Source organism: Cellulomonas fimi (assembly GCF_028583725.1).
In the GTDB taxonomy this organism is placed as follows: domain Bacteria; phylum Actinomycetota; class Actinomycetes; order Actinomycetales; family Cellulomonadaceae; genus Cellulomonas; species Cellulomonas fimi_B.
In genome coordinates this window covers 2298107-2320201 of sequence record NZ_CP110680.1, presented here as the reverse complement: position 1 = coordinate 2320201, position 22095 = coordinate 2298107, and the positions used below count along the sequence as shown (strand labels likewise).

Annotated in this window: 20 protein-coding genes; 14 read left to right on the top strand and 6 right to left on the bottom strand. The window is 73.4% G+C overall.

From position 1 onward, the window contains the following. Positions 1 to 9: 9 nt before the first annotated feature. The 4 genes from OOT42_RS10595 to OOT42_RS10580 all read left to right on the top strand — a co-directional run bounded on the left by OOT42_RS10595 (position 10) and on the right by OOT42_RS10580 (position 2794). The gene (locus tag OOT42_RS10595; protein ID WP_273651185.1) at positions 10 to 1209 is read left to right on the top strand and encodes a phosphoglycerate kinase; all 1200 of its coding nucleotides are present in this window, start codon (positions 10 to 12) and stop codon (positions 1207 to 1209) included. Positions 1210 to 1211: 2 nt separating this feature from the next. Continuing rightward, on the top strand, positions 1212 to 2006 hold the full coding sequence (gene tpiA, locus OOT42_RS10590; protein ID WP_273651184.1) for a triose-phosphate isomerase: 795 nt from the start codon (positions 1212 to 1214) through the stop codon (positions 2004 to 2006). Positions 2007 to 2177: 171 nt separating this feature from the next. Then, positions 2178 to 2423: a preprotein translocase subunit SecG gene (secG, locus tag OOT42_RS10585; RefSeq protein ID WP_168678336.1), complete on the top strand. Its 246-nt coding sequence runs from the start codon at positions 2178 to 2180 to the stop codon at positions 2421 to 2423. Positions 2424 to 2434: 11 nt separating this feature from the next. Beyond that, complete coding sequence (locus OOT42_RS10580) at positions 2435 to 2794, top strand: RNA polymerase-binding protein RbpA (RefSeq protein WP_273651183.1); 360 nt, start codon at positions 2435 to 2437, stop codon at positions 2792 to 2794. 68 nt (positions 2795 to 2862) lie between these two features. Here OOT42_RS10580 and pgl read toward each other — a convergent pair whose 3' ends face one another. The 5 genes from pgl to tkt form a co-directional block, all read right to left on the bottom strand. Then, positions 2863 to 4320 carry a 6-phosphogluconolactonase gene (pgl, locus tag OOT42_RS20235; RefSeq protein ID WP_337251868.1) on the bottom strand — a complete coding sequence of 486 codons (1458 nt, stop codon included), beginning with the start codon at positions 4318 to 4320 and terminating at the stop codon, positions 2863 to 2865. After that, positions 4317 to 5234: a glucose-6-phosphate dehydrogenase assembly protein OpcA gene (locus OOT42_RS10565; protein ID WP_273654820.1), complete on the bottom strand. Its 918-nt coding sequence runs from the start codon at positions 5232 to 5234 to the stop codon at positions 4317 to 4319. Before OOT42_RS10565 ends, pgl begins: the two co-directional genes overlap by 4 nt. Beyond that, entirely contained in the window at positions 5231 to 6772 is a 1542-nt protein-coding gene (gene zwf / locus OOT42_RS10560) for a glucose-6-phosphate dehydrogenase (RefSeq protein WP_273651182.1), read from the bottom strand. The genes OOT42_RS10565 and zwf overlap by 4 nt, the downstream gene beginning before the upstream one ends. Next, positions 6769 to 7911 (bottom strand): transaldolase, encoded by a 1143-nt coding sequence (gene tal / locus OOT42_RS10555; RefSeq protein ID WP_273651181.1) that lies wholly within the window; start codon positions 7909 to 7911, stop codon positions 6769 to 6771. The genes zwf and tal overlap by 4 nt, the downstream gene beginning before the upstream one ends. Positions 7912 to 7980: 69 nt before the next feature. Next, positions 7981 to 10149, bottom strand: coding sequence for a transketolase (gene tkt, locus OOT42_RS10550; RefSeq protein ID WP_273651180.1), 2169 nt, complete (start codon positions 10147 to 10149; stop codon positions 7981 to 7983). Positions 10150 to 10607: 458 nt separating this feature from the next. Between tkt and OOT42_RS10545 the strand changes: the two genes are divergently transcribed. The 10 genes from OOT42_RS10545 (at position 10608) to der (ending at position 20012) form a co-directional block, all read left to right on the top strand. Beyond that, complete coding sequence (locus OOT42_RS10545) at positions 10608 to 11480, top strand: heme o synthase (RefSeq protein ID WP_423775879.1); 873 nt, start codon at positions 10608 to 10610, stop codon at positions 11478 to 11480. Between the two features lie 6 nt (positions 11481 to 11486). Next, on the top strand, positions 11487 to 12449 hold the full coding sequence (locus tag OOT42_RS10540) for a tyrosine recombinase (RefSeq protein WP_273651178.1): 963 nt from the start codon (positions 11487 to 11489) through the stop codon (positions 12447 to 12449). Between the two features lie 73 nt (positions 12450 to 12522). Continuing rightward, positions 12523 to 13389, top strand: a complete 867-nt coding sequence (locus OOT42_RS10535; protein ID WP_273651177.1) for a ParA family protein — start codon at positions 12523 to 12525, stop codon at positions 13387 to 13389. Further along, a complete protein-coding gene (locus tag OOT42_RS10530; RefSeq protein ID WP_273651176.1) occupies positions 13373 to 14344 on the top strand; it encodes a segregation and condensation protein A in 972 nt (323 codons plus the stop codon). Before OOT42_RS10535 ends, OOT42_RS10530 begins: the two co-directional genes overlap by 17 nt. Continuing rightward, positions 14341 to 15006, top strand: a complete 666-nt coding sequence (gene scpB / locus OOT42_RS10525; protein ID WP_273651175.1) for an SMC-Scp complex subunit ScpB — start codon at positions 14341 to 14343, stop codon at positions 15004 to 15006. Before OOT42_RS10530 ends, scpB begins: the two co-directional genes overlap by 4 nt. 200 nt (positions 15007 to 15206) lie before the next feature. Continuing rightward, on the top strand, positions 15207 to 15953 hold the full coding sequence (locus OOT42_RS10520) for a pseudouridine synthase (protein WP_423775878.1): 747 nt from the start codon (positions 15207 to 15209) through the stop codon (positions 15951 to 15953). Then, a complete protein-coding gene (locus tag OOT42_RS10515; protein WP_273651173.1) occupies positions 15950 to 17059 on the top strand; it encodes a prephenate dehydrogenase in 1110 nt (369 codons plus the stop codon). Before OOT42_RS10520 ends, OOT42_RS10515 begins: the two co-directional genes overlap by 4 nt. Next, positions 17041 to 17769 (top strand): (d)CMP kinase, encoded by a 729-nt coding sequence (cmk, locus tag OOT42_RS10510; RefSeq protein ID WP_273651172.1) that lies wholly within the window; start codon positions 17041 to 17043, stop codon positions 17767 to 17769. The genes OOT42_RS10515 and cmk overlap by 19 nt, the downstream gene beginning before the upstream one ends. Beyond that, positions 17766 to 18449 carry a lysophospholipid acyltransferase family protein gene (locus OOT42_RS10505; protein ID WP_273651171.1) on the top strand — a complete coding sequence of 228 codons (684 nt, stop codon included), beginning with the start codon at positions 17766 to 17768 and terminating at the stop codon, positions 18447 to 18449. The genes cmk and OOT42_RS10505 overlap by 4 nt, the downstream gene beginning before the upstream one ends. Before the next feature lie 57 nt (positions 18450 to 18506). Then, positions 18507 to 20012, top strand: coding sequence for a ribosome biogenesis GTPase Der (der, locus tag OOT42_RS10500; protein ID WP_273651170.1), 1506 nt, complete (start codon positions 18507 to 18509; stop codon positions 20010 to 20012). Positions 20013 to 20087: 75 nt separating this feature from the next. Here der and OOT42_RS10495 read toward each other — a convergent pair whose 3' ends face one another. Next, positions 20088 to 22001, bottom strand: a complete 1914-nt coding sequence (locus tag OOT42_RS10495; RefSeq protein WP_273651169.1) for a DUF4914 family protein — start codon at positions 21999 to 22001, stop codon at positions 20088 to 20090. Positions 22002 to 22095 lie beyond the last annotated feature (94 nt).

Below are 22095 nucleotides of genomic sequence, written 5' to 3'. Positions count from 1 at the left end.
TAGGAGACCATGAAGACCATCGAGGACCTCGGCGACCTGCGCGGCAAGCGCGTGCTCGTCCGCTCCGACTTCAACGTGCCGCTCGACGGCACGACGATCACCGACGACGGCCGTGTCCGCGCCGCCCTCCCGACGCTGCAGGCGCTGCTCGGCGCCGGCGCGCGCGTGATCGTGACCGCGCACCTCGGCCGCCCGAAGGGCGCCCCGGAGGACAAGTACTCGCTCGCGCCCGTCGCCGCGCGCCTCGGCGAGCTGCTCGGCCAGCCCGTCGCGCTCGCGAAGGACACGGTCGGCGAGTCCGCCCGCGAGACCGTCGCCGCGCTCGAGGACGGCCAGATCGCGCTGCTCGAGAACATCCGCTTCGACGCGCGCGAGACGTCCAAGGTCGAGGAGGAGCGCGCGTCGCTCGCCGACGACCTGGCGGCCCTCGCGGACGTGTACGTCTCCGACGGCTTCGGCGTCGTGCACCGCAAGCAGGCGTCGGTCTACGACGTCGCGCTCAAGCTGCCCCACGCGGTCGGCAAGCTCGTGCTCAACGAGGTCGAGTCGCTCAAGAAGGCGACCGAGAACCCCGAGCGGCCGTACGTCGTCGTGCTCGGCGGCTCCAAGGTGTCCGACAAGCTCGGCGTCATCTCCAACCTGCTGACCAAGGCGGACCGCCTGGTCATCGGCGGCGGGATGCTCTTCACGTTCCTCGCGGCCAAGGGCTACTCGGTCGGCAGCTCGCTGCTCGAGGCCGACCAGATCGACACGGTCAAGGGCTACCTCGCGCAGGCGGAGGAGTCCGGCGTCGAGATCGTGCTGCCGGTCGACATCCGCGTCGCCGACGAGTTCAAGGCGGACTCGCCGTCGTCGGTCGTCGCCGCGGACGCGATCCCGGACGGCAAGATCGGCCTCGACATCGGCCCCGAGTCGGAGCAGCTGTTCGCGTCGAAGATCGTCGACGCCAAGACCGTGGTCTGGAACGGCCCCGCGGGCGTGTTCGAGTTCGAGGCGTTCGCGGGTGGCACGCGTGCCGTCGCGCAGGCGCTCGTCGACGCGGGCGCCAACGGTGCGTTCACCATCGTCGGCGGCGGCGACTCGGCTGCGGCCGTGCGCACGCTCGGCTTCGACGAGGCCGGCTTCGGCCACATCTCCACGGGCGGCGGCGCCAGCCTGGAGTTCCTCGAGGGCAAGACCCTCCCCGGCATCGCTGTCCTGGAGGACTGAGCATGACGCAGCGCACCCCGCTCATGGCGGGCAACTGGAAGATGAACCTGGACCACCACCAGGCGACGCACACGCTGCAGAAGCTCGCGTGGACGCTCAAGGACGCCAAGCACGACTACGCCACGGTCGAGGTCGCGGTCATCCCGCCGTTCACCGACCTGCGCAGCGTGCAGACGCTCGTCGACGCCGACAAGCTGCAGATCGCCTACGGCGCGCAGGACCTGTCGGCGCACGAGTCCGGTGCGTACACCGGTGAGATCTCGCCGCTGTTCCTCACCAAGCTCGGCGTGACCTACGCGCTGGTCGGTCACTCGGAGCGGCGCGAGTACCACGCCGAGTCGGACGAGCTGATCAACACCAAGGTGCACTCCGCGCTGAAGGCCGGTCTGGTGCCGATCCTGTGCATCGGCGAGCTGCTCGAGACCCGCAAGGCGGGCGAGCACGTCGCGCACACGCTCGCGCAGCTCGACGCGGCCCTGCAGGGCGTGACCGCCGAGCAGGTCCGCACGCTCGTCATCGCGTACGAGCCCGTGTGGGCGATCGGCACGGGGGAGACGGCGACCCCCGAGGACGCACAGGAGATGTCCGAGGCGATCCGCGGCCGCGTCGCGGAGCTGTACGACGCCGAGACGGCGCAGGCCGTGCGCGTCCTCTACGGCGGCTCGGTGAAGTCGTCCAACGTCGCGTCGATCATGGCCAAGCCCGACGTCGACGGCGCGCTCGTCGGTGGGGCGAGCCTCGACCCCGAGGAGTTCGCCAAGATCGTGCGCTTCCAGTCGCACGAGGTCGGTCTCTGACCTGACAGGCACCGGGGCCCCGCGCACGCGCTCGTCGCGGCGCGGGGCCCCACGCCTGTGGGCGGTGGTGGCTTTTCCCGCCACGAGTCGCCTACCCTGTACCGCGGTCCACCGCAGCGTCGCCGCCATCCGGCCGGCCGACGCGCCCGTCCAGTGAGGAACGACTCCGCCGTGAACGCCCTGCGCATCACCCTCCAGGTGCTGCTGGTCCTGTCCAGCCTCCTGCTCATCCCGCTGGTGCTCCTGCACAAGGGCAAGGGCGGCGGCCTGTCCGACATGTTCGGCGGCGGCATCTCCAGCAGCGCGGGCAGCTCGGGCGTCGCGGAGCGCAACCTCAACCGGATCACCATCGGTGTGGCCCTGTTCTGGACCGTCGTGATCGTGCTGCTCGGCCTCATCGAGCGCACGGCGAGCTGAAAGGGCTGTCGATGGCGAGCGGGAGCGCGATCAGGGGGTCGCGAGTCGGAGCCGGCCCGATGGGCGAGGCCGAGAGGGGCGACGCCGCACCGCGGATCTGGATCTCCTACTGGTGCGCGAACGGCCACGAGACGCGGCCGAGCTTCGCGGAGGAGGCCGCCGAGGAGGCGCCCGCGACGTGGGACTGCCCGCGCTGCGGCTTCCCGGCCGGTCAGGACCAGGAGAACCCTCCGTCCCCCAGCAAGAACGAGCCGTACAAGACGCACCTCGCGTACGTGAAGGAGCGGCGGTCCGACGAGGACGGTGCCGCGATCCTCGACGAGGCACTCGCCGCGCTCCGCGCGCGCCGCGGCAGCCGGACGACCGGCTGAGACCACGCACCACGACGAAGGGCCCCTGCCGCTGAGCGGCGGGGGCCCTTCGTCATGCAGGGCGCGTGCTAGCGGTCCGTGCGGCGCAGCAGAGCGAAGCCGTCGTACCCCTTCGACCCGACGGTCTGGAGCACCGTGGCGTCCCAGCGGGCGTCCTGCGCGACGCTCGCGACGAAGCGCTGCACGCCCTGCACCCGCTCGTCGGGGTGCCGCGGGTCGACGACCGCGCCGCCGCGCACGACGTTGTCCACGACGACGAGCGCGCCCGGTCGGACGAGGTCCGCGATGGTGTCCACGTACTCGGCGAGCGTCTGCTTGTCGGCGTCGACGAACACCAGGTCGAACGGCTCGACGCCGTCGGCCGTGAGGCGGGCGAGCGTCTCCGTCGCCGGCCCGACGAGCACGTCGACACGCTCGTCGACGCCCGCGCGGGCGAAGGTCTCCGACGCCACCCGTGCGTGCTCGGGCGAGATCTCCAGCGTGACGACGCGCCCGTCCTCCGGCAGCGCACGCGCGAGCCACAGCGTGCTGTACCCGCCGAGCGTGCCGAGCTCGAGGACGCGCCGCGCACCCACACCGTGCGCGAGCAGGTGCAGCAGCTTCCCCTGAAGCGCCGACACGGCGATGTCGGGCAGACCCGCCTCGCGGGCGCTGTGCGCGGCGTCGACCAGCGCGACGTCCTGCGGGGCGAGCTGCTCGAACCAGGTGTCGACAGCCGTCCAGCGGGCGAGCGGGTCGACGCCCTCGTCGCTCGCCGGTGCGGCGGTGGGTGCGCCGGGCGCCGCGTCCTGGGTCGCGGCGGCATCCACCAGCCAGAGGGTGCGCTCGGTGCCGAGGGCACCCGCGGCGGGCGTCTCCGCGACCGGGGACCCGGCCAGCGCCGAGGCGACCGCGGGGGCCTTCTCCGCACCCGCCGCGACGACCCACACCTCGCGCGACGCGCGGATGGCGTCGAACGTCAGCGACACGCGCAGCGGCGGCGGCTTGGGGGAGTCGTGCACCGCGACCGTCGCCACCCCGGTGACGGACACGGTGTCGTGCCCCGGGAAGAGCGACGCGACGTGACCGTCCGGGCCCATCCCGAACAGCGTGACGTCGAACCGCGGGGCGACGAGCCCGGGCGGGGCGTGCTCCGCCAGCGTGCGGGCATAGGCCGCGGCGGACGCCTCGGGCGTCGGCACGTCGTCGGACAGCGCCGGCATCGGGTGGACGTTCTCCGGCGGGAGGGCGTCGAGACCGTCGAGCAGCGCCTCGCGGGCCTGCGTCTCGTTGCGGTCGGCGTCCCCGGCCGGCAGGAACCGCTCGTCGCCCCACCACACGTGCACGCCCGACCAGTCGACCGCGTCGCGCAGCGGGCTGCGCCCGACCGCGGCCAGTGACGCGATCCCGACCGTGCCGCCCGTGAGGACGACGTGGACGGGGGAGCGGTGCGACTGCAGGTCGAGCAGCCGGGTCAGCAGCCGTGCGGCGACGGCCTCCGCGAGGACCGTGGCGTCCGGGTGGACGACGACGTCGCGGCGGCTCACGTGTCGATCCTCGCGAGGCCCTTCTGCAGGACGTCGCCGTAGACCTCGTCGGGATCGAGCCGGCGCAGTTCCTCCGCGAGGCACTCGCGCAGCTGACGGATCGGCAGCGCGATGCGGTGCTCGGGCTGGTCGGGCTGGCGCAGGGCCGCTGTCTTGCCGTCGGGACGGTCGAGCACGATGTCGCCCGACGCGCGCTCGAGACGCACCTGCGTGATCGCCGGTGCGTCGGCCAGGCGCTCGATCTCGACCGGGCAGCGCAGCGACTCCGCGAGCCACGCCGCCATGAGGTCGACCGACGGGTGCGTGCTCTCGCCCGTGACGACGGCCTTGCGGACCGGCTCGTACGGCGGCTGGTCGAGCGTGGCCGCGATGAGCCCGCGCCACAGGGTGGCCCGGGTCCACGCGAGGTCGGTGTCGCCGTCGGCGTAGACCTTCGACAGCTTGCGGAGCTCGGCGCTGGGCTTGCGGCACTGTGTCGAGTCCGTGATCCGGCGCTGCGCCATGCGGCCGAGGGGGTGCTCGGACGGCACGTCGGGGATCTCGTACGGCCACCACGTGACGATCGGCGCGTCGGGCAGCAGCAGCGGCATGACGAGCGTGTCGAGGTGCCGGTCGATGGCCCCGGACGGGCGCAGCACGATGACCTCGCTCGCGCCCGCGTCGCCGCCGAGGCGGATCTGCGCGTCCAGGCTCGACGTGCGGTCGTGCGAGTCCTTGGCCAGCACGATGACGCGGCACGGGTGCTCGCGGCTCGCGTCGTTGGCCGCGTCGATCGCGTCCTCGGGGTCGTGCGTGCCCGCGTCGATCAGCAGCGTGAGCACGCGACCGAGCGCCACGGCGCCGCCCTCGTCGCGCTCCTTGAGCAGGCGCTTGTTGATGTCGCGTGTGGTGGTGTCCGGCAGGTTGATGATCACGGTCGCCTCCACGCGCGTCCGTCACGCGCCATCATCTCGTCGGCCGACGCCGGCCCCCATGTGCCCGCCCGGTACTCGTCGGGCTTGCCGCCCTTCGAGGCCCAGTGGTCGATGATCGGGTCGAGGATCTTCCAGGACAGCTCGACCTCCTGGTGCTGCGGGAACAGCGGCGGGTCGCCGAGCAGGACGTCGAGGATGAGCCGCTCGTACGCCTCGGGGGAGGACTCGGTGAAGGCGTGCCCGTAGCCGAAGTCCATCGTGACGTCGCGGACCTCCATCGCCGTGCCGGGCACCTTCGCGCCGAACCGCAGCGTCACGCCCTCGTCGGGCTGCACGCGGATGACGAGCGCGTTGTTGCCGAGCTCGGAGGTCGCGGTCGACTCGAACGGCAGGTGCGGTGCGCGCTTGAACACGACGGCGATCTCGGTGACGCGGCGGCCCAGGCGCTTGCCGGTCCGCAGGTAGAACGGCACGCCGGCCCAGCGGCGCGTGTCGATGTCGACGCGGATCGCGGCGTACGTCTCGGTCGTGGAATTCGGGTTGAAGCCCTCCTCCTCGGCGTAGCCGACGACCTTCTCGCCGCCCTGGTAGCCCGCGGTGTACTGGCCGCGCGCCGTGTGCTTGCCGATGTCGCGGGGGTTGCGCACGGCCGACAGCACCTTGATCTTCTCGGCGCGGAGGCCCTCGGCGTCGAACGACACGGGCTCCTCCATCGCGGTGAGCGCGAGGAGCTGCAGCAGGTGGTTCTGGATGACGTCGCGCGCGGCGCCGATGCCGTCGTAGTACCCGGCGCGGCCGCCGATGCCGATGTCCTCGGCCATGGTGATCTGCACGTGGTCGACGTAGTTGGCGTTCCAGATCGGCTCGAACAGCTGGTTCGCGAACCGCAGCGCCAGCAGGTTCTGGACCGTCTCCTTGCCGAGGTAGTGGTCGATCCGGAAGATGTCGTCCGGCCGGAACACGCTCGACACGATGTCCTGCAGCTCGCGCGCGCTCGCCAGGTCGTGGCCGAACGGCTTCTCGATGACGACGCGTCGCCACGTGCCGTCCTTCGGCTGCGAGAGGCCCGAGCGCGCGAGCTGCTTGCAGACGACGGGGAACGAGCTCGGCGGGATCGACAGGTAGAACGCGTGGTTGCCGCCCGTGCCGCGCGAGACGTCGAGCTCCTCGACGGTCTGGCTCAGCCGGTCGAACGCGTCGTCGTCGTCGAACGTGCCCTGCACGAAGCGGATGCCCTCGGACAGCTGGCGCCACGTCGCCTCACGGAACGGCGTGCGCGCGTGCTCCTTCACGGAGTCGTGCACGATCTGGGCGAAGTCCTGCGTCGCCCAGTCGCGCCGGGCGAACCCGGTGAGCGCGAAGCCCGGGGGCAGGAGCCCGCGGTTCGTCAGGTCGTACACGGCCGGCATGAGCTTCTTGCGGGCGAGGTCACCCGTCACGCCGAAGATGACGAGACCGCACGGACCGGCGATGCGGGGCAGCCGCCGGTCGCGCGGGTCGCGCAGCGGGTTCTGGCCCTCGGCGACCTTCGCGCTCACCGGGCCTCACCGGCCGCGACCTGCGCCTGCGCCTCGGACAGGCCGGTGCGCACGGTCGACAGCAGCTGCTCCCAGCTCGCCTCGAACTTCGACACGCCCTCCTCCTCGAGCTGGACGGTGACCTCGTCGAGGTCCACGCCCTGCTCGGCGAGCCGGTCGATGACCTCGGCCGACGCGGCGCCGGTGCCCGTGACGGTGTCGTGCGCGTCGCCGCCGTGGTCCGCGACCGCGCGCAGCGTGGCCTCGGGCATGGTGTTGACGACGCCCGCGACGACGAGCTCGTCGACGTAGAGCGTGTCCGGGTACGCCTTGTCCTTGACGCCGGTCGACGCCCACAGCGGCCGCTGGGGGTGCGCACCGGCGGCCGCGAGGGCCTTCCACCGGTCGCCGCCGACGACCTCCTCGTAGACCCCGTACGCGAGGCGCGCGTTGGCGATCGCCGCCTTGCCGCGCAGCTCCGCGGCCTCGGGGGTCGCCAGCTCGTCGAGCTTCGGGTCGATCGCCGCGTCGACGCGCGACACGAAGAACGACGCGACCGAGGCGATCGGGGCGAGGTCGTGCCCGTTCTCGCGTGCCTGCTCGAGTCCCGCGAGGAACGCGTCGAGCACGGCGCGGTAGCGGTCGAGGGAGAAGATCAGCGTCACGTTGACGCTGATCCCCTCCGCCAGGACAGCCGTGATGGCCGGCAGCCCCTCGACCGTCGCGGGGATCTTGATGAACACGTTGGGCCGGTCCACGGTCGACCAGAGCGCCTTCGCGGACGCGATCGTGCCGTCGGTGTCCCGCGCGAGCCGCGGGTCCACCTCGATCGACACGCGACCGTCGACGCCCGCGGTCCGGTCGTAGACCGGTCGCAGGACGTCGGCGGCCGCGCGCACGTCGTCCGTCGTGATGCGGAAGACCGCCTCGTCGACGTCGACGCCCTCGGCGGTGAGCTCACGGAGCTGCTCGTCGTAGGCGTCGCCCTTCGACAGGGCCGACGCGAAGATCGTCGGGTTGGTCGTCACGCCCACCACGCCGAGGTTCTCGACGAGGTCGGCGAGGTCTCCGGTACGGAGGCGCTCACGGGACAGGTCGTCCAGCCAGATCGCCACCCCCGCCTCCGTGAGTCGTGCGACCGGGGTGCTGCTCGGTGCCATCGTGCTTCCCCTTCTTCCCACTGACGGCCCCGGGTGCGCGGGACCGGTCGTCCGATCGGACCCGCGTGCTCAGGCCGGGAGGTCGCCCGTCCCGCTCTGCGTCGGCGCCGCCGAGGCGGCGGACGGTGCCGCGTCGCCACGGGCCGCGGCGAGCGACTCGTGGGCGGCCGCGACGACCGCGTCCGCGGTGATCCCGAACTCCTCGTAGAGCTTCTCGAAGGCCGCCGAGGCGCCGTAGTGCTCGAGCGACACGGAGCGGCCGGCGTCGCCGACGATCTTGTGCCACGACAGCGCGATGCCGGCCTCGACCGAGACGCGGGCCCGCACCGAGGACGGCAGCACCGACTCGCGGTAGGTCTCGTCCTGCTCGGCGAACCACTCGAGCGACGGCGCCGAGACGACGCGCGTCGGGACGCCCGCGGCCTCGAGGGTCTCGCGCGCCGCGACGGCGAGCTGCACCTCGGAGCCCGTGCCGATGAGGATGACCTCGGGGGAGCCGTTGCTCGCGTCGACGAGCACGTAGGCGCCGCGCGCGACGCCCTCGGCACCGGCGAAGCCGTCCTCGCCGCGCGGGAACGTCGGGACGTTCTGGCGCGTGAGGATGAGGCCGACGGGCCCCTCGGTGCGCTCCAGGATCGCCTTCCACGCCTGCGCCGTCTCGTTGGCGTCGGCCGGGCGGACCACGGACAGGCCCGGGATCGCGCGCAGCGCGGTGAGGTGCTCGACCGGCTGGTGCGTGGGGCCGTCCTCGCCGAGGCCGATCGAGTCGTGCGTCCACACGTAGATCGACGGCACGCCCATGAGCGAGGCGAGGCGGACCGACCCGCGCATGTAGTCGGCGAACTGCAGGAACGTGCCGCCGTAGGGACGCGTGAGGCCGTGCAGCGTGATGCCGGACAGGATCGCGCCCATGCCGTGCTCACGGATGCCGAAGTGCAGCGTGCGGCCGAACTCGTCGCCCGCGAACTCGTGCGTCGAGCGCTTGGCGGGGATGAACGACGACGCGCCCTTCATCGTGGTGTTGTTCGAGCCCGCGAGGTCGGCCGAGCCGCCCCACAGCTCCGGGAGCTCCGGGCCGATCGCGGAGAGCACCTCGCCGGACGCGGCACGCGTCGCGACGGCCTTGCCCGCGGGGAACGTCGGCAGCGCCGACTCCCAGCCCTCGGGAAGGCGACGCTCGACGAGCCGGTCGAGCAGCGCGGCGTTCTCGGGGTTCGCCTCGCGCCACGCGTCGAACGACTTCTGCCAGACGGCGCGGTCGGCTGCGGCACGGTCCGCGAGCGAGCGGGTGTGGGCGATCACCTCGGGCTCGACCGGGAAGCTCACGTCCGGGTCGAAGTCCAGGAGCTCCTTGAGTCCTCGCACCGAGTCGGTGCCGAGCTTCGAGCCGTGCGACGAGTGGTCGTTCGTCTTGTTCGGCGTGGGCCACGCGATGAGCGTGCGGATGCCGATGAACGACGGCTTGTCGGTGACGGCCTTCGCCGCCTCGATCGCGGCGTGCAGCGCGTCGACGTCCTCGCGGTACTCGCCGCCCGCGGTCCAGTCGACGAACTGGACGTGCCAGCCGTACGCCTCGTAGCGCTTGAGCACGTCCTCGGTGAACGCGATCTCGGTGTCGCCCTCGATCGAGATGTGGTTGTCGTCCCACAGCACGACGAGGTTGCCGAGCTCCTGCGTGCCGGCGATCGACGACGCCTCGCTCGTCACGCCCTCCTGCAGGTCGCCGTCGGACGCGATGACGTACGTGTAGTGGTCGAACGGGCTGGTCCCGGGCGCGGCGTCGGGGTCGAGCAGGTTGCGCTCGCGCCGCTGCGCCATCGCGAAGCCGACGGCGGACGCGAGGCCCTGGCCGAGCGGCCCGGTCGTGATCTCGACGCCGGCGGTGTGCCGGTACTCGGGGTGGCCGGGCGTCTTGGAGCCCCAGGTGCGCAGCGCCTGGAGGTCCTCGATCTCGAGACCGAACCCGCCGAGGTAGAGCTGGATGTACTGCGTGAGCGCCGAGTGGCCGGCCGACAGGACGAAGCGGTCGCGGCCGAGCCAGTGCGGGTCGGTCGGGTCGTGCCGGAGCACGTTCTGGTACAGCAGGTAGGCCGCGGGCGCGAGGCTGATCGCGGTGCCGGGGTGGCCGTTGCCGACCTTCTCGACGGCGTCCGCGGCCAGGACGCGGACCGTGTCGACGGCTCGCAGGTCCAGGTCGGTCCAGCCGACAGTCTCCGCCAGGGGGGCCTTCGCGTTCACCGCACCTCATTCCCACCCGCACCGGCGGCCGGGTGTCGTCTCCGACGTACTGGTTGCGCACCCTCTGCCGGGGTGCCGCCGGACCACGACCCGTCCCGGGGGAGACGGTCGTCGGTCCCTGCGCGTCGAGCCTATATCTCACGCGGCCCTCGGACGTCACGGTGCCCACGGCACGGGAAAGCGCAATCCGCCGGTTGCCGCAGCGACCGATCTCACACCACGCGCACCCCCGTCCCGGGCGCTGCCGCCACCCGGGACCTTGGTCCAGGCCGTAGCATGGCAGCGCGACAACCCCAGCTGGACCAGGAACGGAACCGCAGCGCGTGCGCCTCAGCAGCCCACTGTCAGTCGACGACGCCGGAGCGTCGGCCTCGCCGACCCCGCGTGCGCACCTGACGGCGGCGCCCACGGCCACCGCGTCGACGACGCCCACGACCCGCACCGCTCGCGTCCGCCGCGTGCTCGCCGCGTACCTCGCGCTCACCAAGCCGCGCGTGATCGAGCTCCTGCTCGTCACCACGCTGCCGACGATGATCCTGGCGCAGGGCGGCTTCCCGAGCCTCGGGCTCGTGCTCGCGACGCTCGTCGGCGGTGCCGCGGCGGCCGGCTCGGCCAACGTCCTCAACTGCTACCTGGACCGTGACATCGACCAGGTGATGAACCGCACGAAGCGCCGCCCGACGGCGACGGGGGAGATCAGCCCGCGCGCGGCGCTGATCTTCGGGCTCGCGCTCGGGGTCGGGTCGCTCACGTGGCTCTGGTTCGTCGTGAACCCGGCGTCCGCGTGGCTCACGGCCGCGGCGATCCTCATCTACGTCGTCGGCTACACGATGATCCTCAAGCGCCGCACCCCGCAGAACATCGTGTGGGGCGGCGCCGCGGGCTGCATGCCCGTGCTCATCGGCTGGTCCGCCGTCACCGGCGGCGTCTCGTGGACGCCCCTCGTGCTGTTCGGCGTCATCTTCTTCTGGACGCCGCCGCACTACTGGCCGCTGTCGATGAAGTTCCGCAACGACTACGCCGCGGCCGGCGTGCCCATGCTCCCGGTGGTCGCGAAGGACGCGAAGGTCGCGCGCGAGATGATCGCGTACACGATCGCGATGATCGCGTGCACGCTGGTCCTCGTGCCGGTCGCCGGCATGACGTGGGTGTACGCCGTCGTCGCCGCGGGGCTGGGTGCCTGGTTCCTCTGGTCCTGCGTCACGCTCCTGCGCCGCGCGAACGACCCGGCCCGCGGCAAGCTGCGCGCGATGACCGTGTTCCACGGCTCCATCACCTACCTGACGCTGCTGTCCGTCGCGATCGCGGTGGACGTCTTCCTGCCGTTCTGACCTCCGGTGACGGACGACGCGCAGCCCGCCCCGGCGACCGAGCTCGACGCCTCCCTCGAGCGCTACCTGGACCACCTGGCCGAGCGCGGGCTGTCCGACAACACGCTCGAGGCGTACCGCCGCGACCTGGAGCGGTACGTGAGCTTCCTCGCGTCGATCAGCCGGACGGCGCCGGGCGAGATCGCGGGCAACGACGTCGAGGCGTTCGTCGACGCGGCGCGCAGCGGGGCCGACGGGCGGCGGCCGCTGTCCGAGTCGTCGGCCGCCCGCCTCGTGGCCGCGGTCCGTGGCTGGCACCGGTTCCTCGCGCGGCACGGCGTCGCGGTCGACGACGCGACGTGGTCGGTCCGGGCGCCCGCCCAGCCGCGGAGGCTCCCCAAGGCCATCTCGATCGAGGAGGTCGACCGCCTGCTCGACGCGGCCGGACAGGGCGGCGGGCCGCTCCCGGCTCGCGACCGGGCGCTGCTCGAGCTGCTCTACTCGACGGGCGCGCGGATCTCCGAGGTCGTCGGGCTGGACCTGCGTGACCTCGACCGTGCCGATCGGCGCGCTGCCGTGCGGCTCGCGACGGGCAGCGCGAAGCAGCGCGTGGCACCGCTGGGACGCCGGGCGGTCCGCGCGCTCGACGAGTACCTGACGGACTCCCGGCCTCTGCTGAGCGTCGGGGGACCGGGCACCGACCGGCTGGCGCTCTTCCTCAACACGCGTGGCGCGCGACTCAGCCGCCAGAGCGCATGGGCGGTCCTGCGCAGCGCGGCCCACCGGGCCGGTCTGATCGGCGCCGACGGCATCTCCCCGCACACGCTGCGTCACTCGTTCGCCACGCACATGCTCGCCCGAGGGGCTGACGTGCGCGTCGTGCAGGAGCTCCTCGGCCACGCCTCGGTCACCACGACACAGCTGTACGCGACCCCGCAGGACGACGCGCTCCGCGAGGCGTACGCCGCCGCGCACCCGCACGCCCGGTGACGGGCCGTCCGAATCGTGTCGGCACGGTCTGTCCTCCGGTGAACGCACGCCCCGCTCGGGTAGGTTGTCCCGCGTGGTGAGCCAGGAGACGACCGAACCGCAGCTCGACGCAGTCGGACGACCGCTGCCCGTCTTCCCCGACCCCGCACTGCTCGCGGCGCACGGCCCCGCCCGCGTCATCGCGATGTGCAACCAGAAGGGCGGCGTCGGCAAGACGACCACGACGATCAACCTCGCGGCCGCGCTCGCCGAGTACGGACGCCGGGTCCTGGTCGTCGACTTCGACCCGCAGGGTGCCGCCTCGGTGGGCCTCGGCGTCAACCCGCACGAGCTCGACCGCACGGTCTACAACCTGCTGATGGAGCGTGACGCGCACGTCCACGACGTCCTGCGCACGACCGCGACCCCCGGGCTTGACCTGCTGCCCGCGAACATCGACCTGTCGGCGGCCGAGGTCCAGCTCGTCGGCGAGGTCGCCCGCGAGTCCGTCCTGGCACGCGTGCTGCGGCCCGTCCTCGACGACTACGACGTCGTGCTCGTGGACTGCCAGCCGTCCCTCGGCCTGCTCACCGTGAACGCGCTGACCGCGTCGCACGGCGTGATCATCCCGCTCGAGTGCGAGTTCTTCGCGCTGCGCGGTGTCGCCCTGCTCATCGAGACGATCGAGAAGGTGCGGGACCGCCTCAACCCGCGCCTCGAGGTCGACGGCATCCTCGCGACGATGTACGACGCCCGCACGCTCCACGCGCGTGAGGTCGTGGCCCGCGTGCACGAGGCGTTCGGCGACACGCTGCTGCACACGGTCATCGGCCGCACCGTCAAGTTCCCGGACGCGACCGTCGCCGCCGAGCCGATCACCACCTACGCCCCGACGCACGCCGGTGCGGCGGCCTACCGGCAGCTCGCACGTGAGCTCGTCGCCCGTGGCGACGCCGCCTGACGAGCGCGCGGTCCCGCCCGAGCAGACGTCCGCCGGCCCGGCGCCGGCGGGGACGCACGGCTTCGAGGTGCACCTCGACAACTTCAGCGGGCCGTTCGACGTCCTGCTGGGCCTCATCGCCAAGCACAAGCTCGACATCACCGAGGTCGCGCTCGGGCGCGTGACCGACGAGTTCGTCGCGTACATCCGCGCCCGCGAGCGCGACTGGGACCTGAGCCAGGCGAGCGAGTTCCTCGTGGTCGCCGCGACGCTGCTCGACCTCAAGGCCGCGCGGCTGCTGCCGAGCGCCGAGGTCGAGGACGCGGAGGACCTCGAGCTGCTGGAGGCGCGCGACCTGCTGTTCGCGCGGCTGCTGCAGTACCGCGCGTACAAGCAGGTCGCCGGCTACCTCGCGGAGCGGTTCGCGACCGAGGGGCGGCGCCACCCGCGCCTGGTGACGCTCGAGCCGCACCTCGCCGCGCTGCTGCCGGAGCTCGTGTGGCAGGTCGGCCCGGAGGAGCTCGCGCGGCTCGCGGCGCGGGCGCTCGCACCCCGGCCCGGTCCGCCGGCGGTCGACATCAGCCACCTGCACGCGCCCGCGGTGAGCGTGCGGGAGCAGGCCGCCGTGCTCGTCGACCGGTTGCGGCACGCGGGCGCGGCGTCGTTCCGCGCGCTCACGGCGGACGCGGACGCGACGGTGGTCGTCGTCGCGCGGTTCCTCGCGCTGCTGGAGCTCTTCCGGGAGGGCGCGGTCGCGTTCGACCAGGTCGAGGCGCTGGGTGAGCTGACGGTGCGGTGGACCGGCGCCGCCGAGGGCGACGTGCAGGTGTCCGACGACTTCGACCAGCTCGACACGACCGCGGGCACCGGCGGGCCGGACGGTGCGGTGACGCACGGCGCGCCGGGCGCGGACGCGGCACGGGACGACGTGGTGACGGGGGCGGACAGCCCGACGGACGAGGGGAGCTCCGCATGAGCGACGACCGGATCGACGACGAGCCGCAGGAGGCGGACGCGACCGACGACGCCGCTGCCGCCGACGAGCTCGCGTTCGACGTCGGGGACCTCCCGGGCGGTGCGCTCGCGACGCTGGAGGCGGTCCTCATGGTCGCGGACGAGCCGATCCCCGCGGTCCGGCTCGCGTCGGTGCTGGCCCTGCCGGTCGCGGAGGTCGAGGCGCTGCTCGTCGAGCTCGCGGCGGACTACCGCGGGGAGCGTGGCGGGCGGCCGCGCGGCTTCGACCTGCGTGCGGTCGCGGACGGCTGGCGGATCTACTCCGCGCCGGCGTACGCCGACGTCGTCGGGCGGTTCGTGCTCGACGGCCAGACCGCGCGGCTCACGCAGGCCGCGCTGGAGACGCTCGCGGTCGTCGCGTACCGGCAGCCGGTGACGCGCGGGCAGGTGTCGGCGGTGCGCGGGGTGAACGTCGACGGCGTCGTGCGCACCCTCACGGCGCGCGGGCTGGTCGCCGAGGTCGGCACCGAGCCGACGACCGGCGCGGTGCTGTACGGGACCACGGGATACTTCTTGGAGCGCATGGGGGTGTCCAGCCTGGACGAGCTGCCCCCGCTCGCCCCCTACCTGCCGGACCTCGACGCGCTCGAAGGTGTCGACCAGGCGATCGGAGAGACCAGATGAGCCCGCAGGATCGGCGCGGCGACAAGCCCGGCAAGGCGTCCGGAGGGCGTGGCGGCGGAGCAGGTGGCGGCCGGCCGTCGCGCGCCGGAGGTGCCGGGAAGCCGTCCCGGACGGGCGGCACAGGACGCGGCGGGGCCGGCGGACGGCCGACGCAGCGCCCGTCCCGGCCGTCCCGTGCGCGCCCGGCACGCGAGCCCGAGGTGACGATCGACGTGCACGACCCCGACGGCGTGCGCCTGCAGAAGGTGCTCGCGTCGGCGGGGCTCGGGTCGCGCCGGGCGTGCGAGGAGCTCATCGCGACGGGCCGGGTCACGGTCGACGGCGCGACCGTGCGTGAGCTCGGGGTGCGGGTGGACCCGCTGCGCGCGGTGATCCACGTCGACGGGCTCCGGGTGCAGCTCGACTCGTCGATGGTGACGCTCGCGCTCAACAAGCCGAAGGGTGTCGTGTCGACGATGCACGACCCGGAGGGGCGCCCGTCGATCGCGCAGTTCGTCGCCGACCGCACGGAGCGGCTGTTCCACGTCGGGCGGCTCGACGCGGAGACCGAGGGTCTGCTGCTGCTGACGAACGACGGCGAGCTCGCGAACCGGCTGTCGCACCCGTCGCACGGAGTCGCCAAGACCTACCTCGCGCACGTCGAAGGGCGCGTCGCCGGCTCGCTCGGCGGGCGGCTCACGCGGGGGATCGAGCTCGAGGACGGCCTGGTGAAGGTCGACAGGTTCCAGGTGGTCCAGACGACGCCGCAGGCGAGCCTCGTCGAGATCGTCCTGCACGAGGGCCGCAACCGCGTCGTGCGCCGCCTGCTCGAGGAGGTGGGTCACCCGGTCACGCGACTGGTCCGCACGCAGGTCGGGCCGATCCGGCTCGGGGACCTCAAGCCGGGGCGGACGCGCGTGCTGTCGAAGACGGAGGTCGGCTCGCTCATGACCCAGGTCGGTCTGTGAACGTCGCCACGGCGGGACCGGTCCGGGTCGTCGGCACGGGTCTGCTCGGGACGTCGGTCGGGCTCGGGCTCGCGACGCGCGGCGTCGAGGTGCTCCTGCACGACCCGTCGCGCACCGCCGTCGCCCTCGCCCGCGACGTCGGTGCCGGCCGGCCCGCGTCGGCCGACGACCCCGAGCCGGCACTCGTCGTGGTGGCCGCACCACCCGACGTGACGTCCGACGTGGTGCTCGCCGAGCTCGAGGCGCACCCCGGCGCGGTCGTGACGGACGTCGCGAGCGTCAAGGGGTACGTGCTGGCCGAGCTGCGCGCGTCGGGCGCCGACCTGTCGCGCTACGTCGGGTCGCACCCGATGGCCGGCCGCGAGCGGTCCGGGCCGGTCGCCGCCGTGCCCGACCTGTTCCTCGGTCGCCCGTGGGTCATCGCGGACTCGGGCTCGTCGCGACCGGACGCGCTGCTCGCGGTGCGGTCGCTCGCGGTGGACCTGGGCGCGGTGCCGGTGACCATGGACGCCGACGCGCACGACGCGGCGGTCGCGGCGGTGTCGCACGTGCCGCAGGTCGTGGCGAGCCTCGTCGCGTCGCGGCTGCGGGACGTCGACGAGGCGGCGCTCGGTCTCGCGGGCCAGGGCCTGCGGGACGTCACGCGGATCGCGGGGTCGGACCCGGCGCTCTGGACGTCCATCCTCGCGGCGAACGCGGCGGCGGTCCGCGACGTGCTCGTGGACCTGCGCGCGGACCTCGACGGCGTCATCCACGCGCTCGGCGGCGCCGCGGCCGCGACGGGACCGGAGGACGTCGCGCGGGGCGCGCTGTCGACGATCGCGCAGGCGATCTCCGACGGCAACGCGGGCGTCGCGCGCGTCCCCGGCAAGCACGGCGGCGTGCGTCGCGACTACAGCGTCGTGACGGTGCTCGTGCCGGACGCCCCCGGCGAGCTCGCGCGGCTGCTGACCGACGTCGGCGAGGCCGGCGTCAACCTGGAGGACCTGCACCTGGAGCACGCGGCGGGCCGTCCCGTCGGCATGGCGGCGATCTCGGTGCTGCCCAGCGCCGTGCCGCACCTCGAGGCGGAGCTGACGCTCCGCGGATGGAGACTGGTGAGTTGAGCACGATCCCGGCGCCATTCGTGGTCGCGATCGACGGCCCGTCCGGGTCGGGGAAGTCCAGCGTGTCTCGTGCCGTCGCGCGCGCGCTCGGGCTCGCGTACGTCGACACGGGCGCCACGTACCGGGCCGCGACGTGGTGGTGCCTGCAGCAGGCGATCCCGCTGCACGACACCGACGCGGTCGCCGCTGCCGTGCGGACCCTGCCGCTCGACCTCGGCGTCGACCCGGACGCGCCGACGGTCGTCGTCGACGGCACCGACGTGTCGGCCGACATCCGGGAGACGTCCATCTCGGCGGCGGTGAGCGCGGTCGCGACGAACCTCGAGGCGCGCGCGGCGCTGGGCCGCCTCCAGCGCACCCTGATCGACGCCGAGCGCGAGCCGGGGTCGTTCTCGGGCGGGCGCGGGGTGGTCGCGGAGGGGCGTGACATCACGACGGTCATCGCGCCCGACGCCGACGTCCGGGTGCTGCTGACCGCGAGCGAGGAGGCGCGGCTCGCGCGCCGCGCGCTCGACGTGCACGGGTCCGCCGACGCGCAGGCGGTCGAGGCGACGCGCGACCAGGTGCTGCGCCGCGACGCGGACGACTCGACGGTCGTGCAGTTCCACACCGCGGCGGACGGCGTCGTGACGGTCGACTCGTCGCACCTGGACTTCGAGCAGACGGTCGAGGCGGTGCTGGCGGTCGTGGCGGCCGCGACCCGGGCGTGACGGAGCAGCGCGTACCGTCGCCCGCCGGTCCGGCGTGGTCGCGGTGGATCGGCTGGTTCCTCGCGCGCGGGGTCTGGGCGACCGACGTCGTCGGTGCGCACCACGTGCCGCGCACCGGTCCGGTGCTGCTGGCGGCCAACCACACGGGCGTCGTCGACGGGCCGATCCTCGCGGGTGTCTCCCCGCGGCCGACGCACATCCTCGTCAAGGAGGAGATGTTCCACGGGCCGGTCGGGCTGGTGCTGCGCGCGGCGGGCCAGATCCCCGTCGACCGGCAGGGCGGCCGGACCGCGCTGACGACCGCGCTCGGCGTGCTCCGCCGGGGCGGTGTCGTCGGCATCTTCCCCGAGGGCAACCGCGGTCGCGGCGACGCGACGAGCGCCCGCGCCGGGATCGCGTGGCTCGCGCTCAACGGACAGGCTCCCGTCGTGCCCGTCGCGATCCTGGGGACCCGGCGCACGGGGGAGTCCGTCGGGCACGTCCCCGGGTTCCGGCGCCGGCTCGTGGTCGAGTTCGGCGAGCCCGTCGTCGTCGAGCGTGCGCCGGGCGTGTCCGGACGCGCCGCGCTCGTCGCCGCCAACGAGGCGGTGCGCGTCGCGCTGTCGGACCTCGTGACCCGGGCGAGCGCCCGGTCGGGGCTCGTCCTGCCGACGGACGGCCCGGACCGCGAGCCCGCCTGACCTCCGCCCCGCGCCCCGGGGTCACGGCTGCCTGCGCGACAGGGGAGAATGGTCGGCATGACGGACACCGACCCCGCCCTGGAGCTGCCCGACGAGGCCGGCGACGCCCTGGAGCTGCCCGACGAGGCCGGCGACGCGGATCGCGAGCGTGCGCTGCGCGCGGGGCTCGCCGAGTACGCGCTCGAGGACGACGACCTCGCGCTGATCGACGGGCTCGACGAGGACGAGATCGGGGGTGCGGCGGCGACCGCGCTGCCGGTGCTCGCGGTCGTCGGGCGGCCGAACGTCGGGAAGTCGACCCTCGTGAACCGCATCCTGGGCCGCCGGGAGGCGGTCGTGGAGGACCAGCCGGGCGTGACGCGTGACCGCGTGAGCTACCCGGCGGAGTGGGCCGGGCGCCGGTTCACGGTCGTGGACACGGGCGGCTGGGAGGTCGACGTCGCGGGCATCGACGCGCGCGTGGCCGAGCAGGCTGAGGTCGCGATCGCCCTGGCCGACGCGGTGCTGTTCGTCGTGGACGCCACGGTGGGCGCCACGGACACGGACGAGCAGGTCGTCCGGCTGCTGCGCCGCTCGGGCAAGCCGGTCGTGCTCTGCGCCAACAAGGTGGACGGCCCGGCGGTCGAGGCGGACGCGGCGGCGCTGTGGGCACTGGGGCTGGGGGAGCCGTACCCGGTGTCGGCGCTGCACGGCCGTGGCACGGGTGACCTGCTGGAGGCGGCGGTCGACGCGCTGCCCGAGGTGTCGGCGCACGCGACGCCGGTGCCGGACGGTCCGCGCCGCGTGGCGCTCGTCGGGCGGCCGAACGTCGGCAAGTCGTCGCTGCTGAACAAGGTGCTCGGCACGGAGCGCGTGGTCGTCGACGCGACGGCCGGCACGACGCGTGACCCGGTGGACGAGCTCGTGCTGCTCAAGGGCGAGCCGTGGGTGTTCGTCGACACCGCGGGCATCCGGCGGCGCGTGCACCAGACGTCCGGGCCGGACTTCTACGCGTCGCTGCGCACGCAGGCGGCGATCGAGAAGGCCGAGGTCGCGGTCGTGCTGATCGACGCGTCCTCGACGATGACCGAGCAGGACACGCGCGTGATCTCGCAGGTCGTCGACGCGGGCCGGGCGCTCGTGATCGCGTACAACAAGTGGGACCTCATGGACGAGGACCGTCGCCCGTACCTGGAGCGCGAGATCGAGAAGGACCTCGTGCAGGTGCAGTGGGCGCCGCGCGTGAACATCTCGGCACGCACGGGTTGGCACACGGACCGCCTGGTGCCCGCGCTCAAGCGGTCGCTGGAGTCGTGGGACACGCGCATCTCGACGGGACGTCTCAACGCGTTCCTGGGCGAGCTCGTCGCGGCGCACCCGCACCCGCTGCGTGGCGGCAAGCAGCCGCGCATCCTGTTCGCGACGCAGGCGTCGACGCGTCCGCCGCGGTTCGTCATCTTCACGACGGGCTTCCTGGACCCTGGCTACCGCCGGTACATCGAGCGTCGCCTGCGCGAGACGTTCGGGTTCGAGGGCACGCCGATCTCGATCTCGGTGCGGGTGCGCGAGAAGCGCCGGCGCTGAGCGTGACGTGACGAGAGGCCGGCCCCCGTGCAGGGGCCGGCCTCTCGTGCGTCGTGCCGCGCGGCGGCAAGGTCGTCAGGGCGTCGTGGGTGTCAGCGCCTCGTACTCCTCGACGGTCCCGTCGGCGAGGACGGTCTCGATGATGCGGCGGCCGAGCGGGTCGAGGTCGGGCGTGAGGAACTGCCGCAGCTCGGAGCGGAAGAACGCGGTGAGCACGGCGGCGCCCTGGTCGTACGCCTCCTCACCGACCTGCGACTGCAGCTCGGGCGCGAGGTAGGACGGGCGGATCGTCTGGCCGTCGATGCGCAGCTCGCGGGGCGTCCAGCCGAACAGCGGGCAGCGTGCGGGCTGGAGCTGCTCGCGCCGGATGCGGGACGTGCCGCGCCGGGCGAGGTACTCGCGCGTGAGCCACTCGGCGGCGAACCCGACGTGGTACGACCCGATGTGCTGGTTGGGCGTCAGCACGTACCGGGTGCGGGGCGCGGCGACGATCTGCCGGAGCAGCAGGTTGGCCGCCCCGACCTTCGTGCCCGTGGAGAACGGCCAGTACGAGCCGACCCCCTCGGCGACGAGGCCGCCGTGCGCGAGCTTCTCGGTGTCGGCCGCGGACTCGCCGATCGACGGGTTCTTGTCGCCACGCGGTGCGACGAGCCGCCACACCCACGCGAGCGACGGCGGCACGAGATGCATGAGGCCCATCACGCCGTAGGTCGGTGCGGTGCGCGTGCAGGCCGGCATGCGGACCCCGAAGGTCCGCACGTCCACCGGCTCGGCCTCGTCGACGACGTGCCGGAACTGCGAGCGCGCGACGACGACGCGGGGGTTGGGGCACCGCTTCCCGTTGGAGTCGAGGGTGTGCTCCCACGGCAGCAGGGTCGCGTCGGGCAGCCCGCGCATGTTGTAGAAGACGAGGGGCCGGTCGGGGTGGATGACGGCGCGTTCGAGGGTCGCGTCCTGGCCGTACTCGGTGAGGTTGTCGACGCGGACGAACCAGCCGGCCTCGGCGTCGGCGACGACGAGTCGGCCGTCGGTGCCCTGGATCGCGGGAGGGCACAGGGTCATGTCGTCGGTGACGGGGGCGAGCGCGGACGACTCGGCGAGCGTGATGGTGTCGGTGGTGCCGGTGACGACGTTGGTGCCGAGCAGGATGCGGCCGTCGTCGAGGCGGCGGAACTCCTGGCACATCTCGGACTTGCCGCCGCCGGACGCGCCCTCGTGCATGACGACGAACTCGTTCTCGTACGGGGTGGTGACGCGCACGGAGGACGCGTGCGCAGTGAGCCAGCCCTCCTGCTCGCCGATGTCGAGGAGCACCGAGAAGATGCCCTTCTTCGCCGACGGGCCGGGGTAGAGGTTGTAGGCGAAGACCTCGTGCAGCGACGTGGACCGGTCGTGCACGACGACCTGGCGGCCCGCGAAGTGCGTGTGCCGGAACGGGGGAGCGACGTACACGATCGAGCGCGGCGTGAAGGGTCCGAGCTCGTCGAACGTGACCCAGCCCTGCAGGTCGGCGAGGGTGAGCGCGAAGAACGCGGCGTTGACGGGCACGATCGCGAGCGACGGGTAGCCGTGCACCGGGCCGCCGGCGCGGAACGGCAGGACGACGAGGCGCTGCCCGGCGAGCCAGTCGAGGGTCTCCGCCTTGACGGGCGCGAAGTCGGCGCCGTAGACGTCGCGGTAGCGCGGCTTGTCCGTGGGGAGGTCGTCGGCGATCCGCATGCAGTCGGGGTCGCGGCGCCGCATGTAGTCCTCGGGGTAGTTGACCGCGAGGCCGTTGGCGCAGCGGACGACGTCCGCCTCCTTCACGGGCTCGCCGTGCACGTCGTAGACCACGTCGAAGCGGGGCCCGCCGTCGGGTCCGAGCGCGAGCGCGTAGAGCTCCTCGCGCGTCGCGGGGACGATGACGTCGGCCGTGTCGAGGACGTCGCGCACGGCGGCCGGGAGGCCGAGGGTCCGCAGGGCGTCCGGGGTGGTGACGTCGACTGTCATGGGAGCTCCCGTCAGGCGCGCGCGGGCCGTATTGCCCACTCTTGACGCCGAGACTAGGAACGCACGACGAACAGCAGTAGGACCATTGGTCCTG

What these genes read in the sequence shown, in the direction of transcription:
- tpiA (WP_273651184.1), top strand. Translation starts at nt 1,212, where the DNA reads ATGACGCAGCGCACCCCGCTCATGGCGGGCAACTGGAAGATGAACCTG.
- cmk (WP_273651172.1), top strand. Translation starts at nt 17,041, where the DNA reads ATGGAGACTGGTGAGTTGAGCACGATCCCGGCGCCATTCGTGGTCGCG.
- OOT42_RS10595 (WP_273651185.1), top strand. Translation starts at nt 10, where the DNA reads ATGAAGACCATCGAGGACCTCGGCGACCTGCGCGGCAAGCGCGTGCTC.
- OOT42_RS10580 (WP_273651183.1), top strand. Translation starts at nt 2,435, where the DNA reads ATGGCGAGCGGGAGCGCGATCAGGGGGTCGCGAGTCGGAGCCGGCCCG.
- der (WP_273651170.1), top strand. Translation starts at nt 18,507, where the DNA reads ATGACGGACACCGACCCCGCCCTGGAGCTGCCCGACGAGGCCGGCGAC.
- tal (WP_273651181.1), bottom strand. Translation starts at nt 7,911, where the DNA reads ATGGCACCGAGCAGCACCCCGGTCGCACGACTCACGGAGGCGGGGGTG.
- scpB (WP_273651175.1), top strand. Translation starts at nt 14,341, where the DNA reads ATGAGCGACGACCGGATCGACGACGAGCCGCAGGAGGCGGACGCGACC.
- OOT42_RS10495 (WP_273651169.1), bottom strand. Translation starts at nt 22,001, where the DNA reads ATGACAGTCGACGTCACCACCCCGGACGCCCTGCGGACCCTCGGCCTC.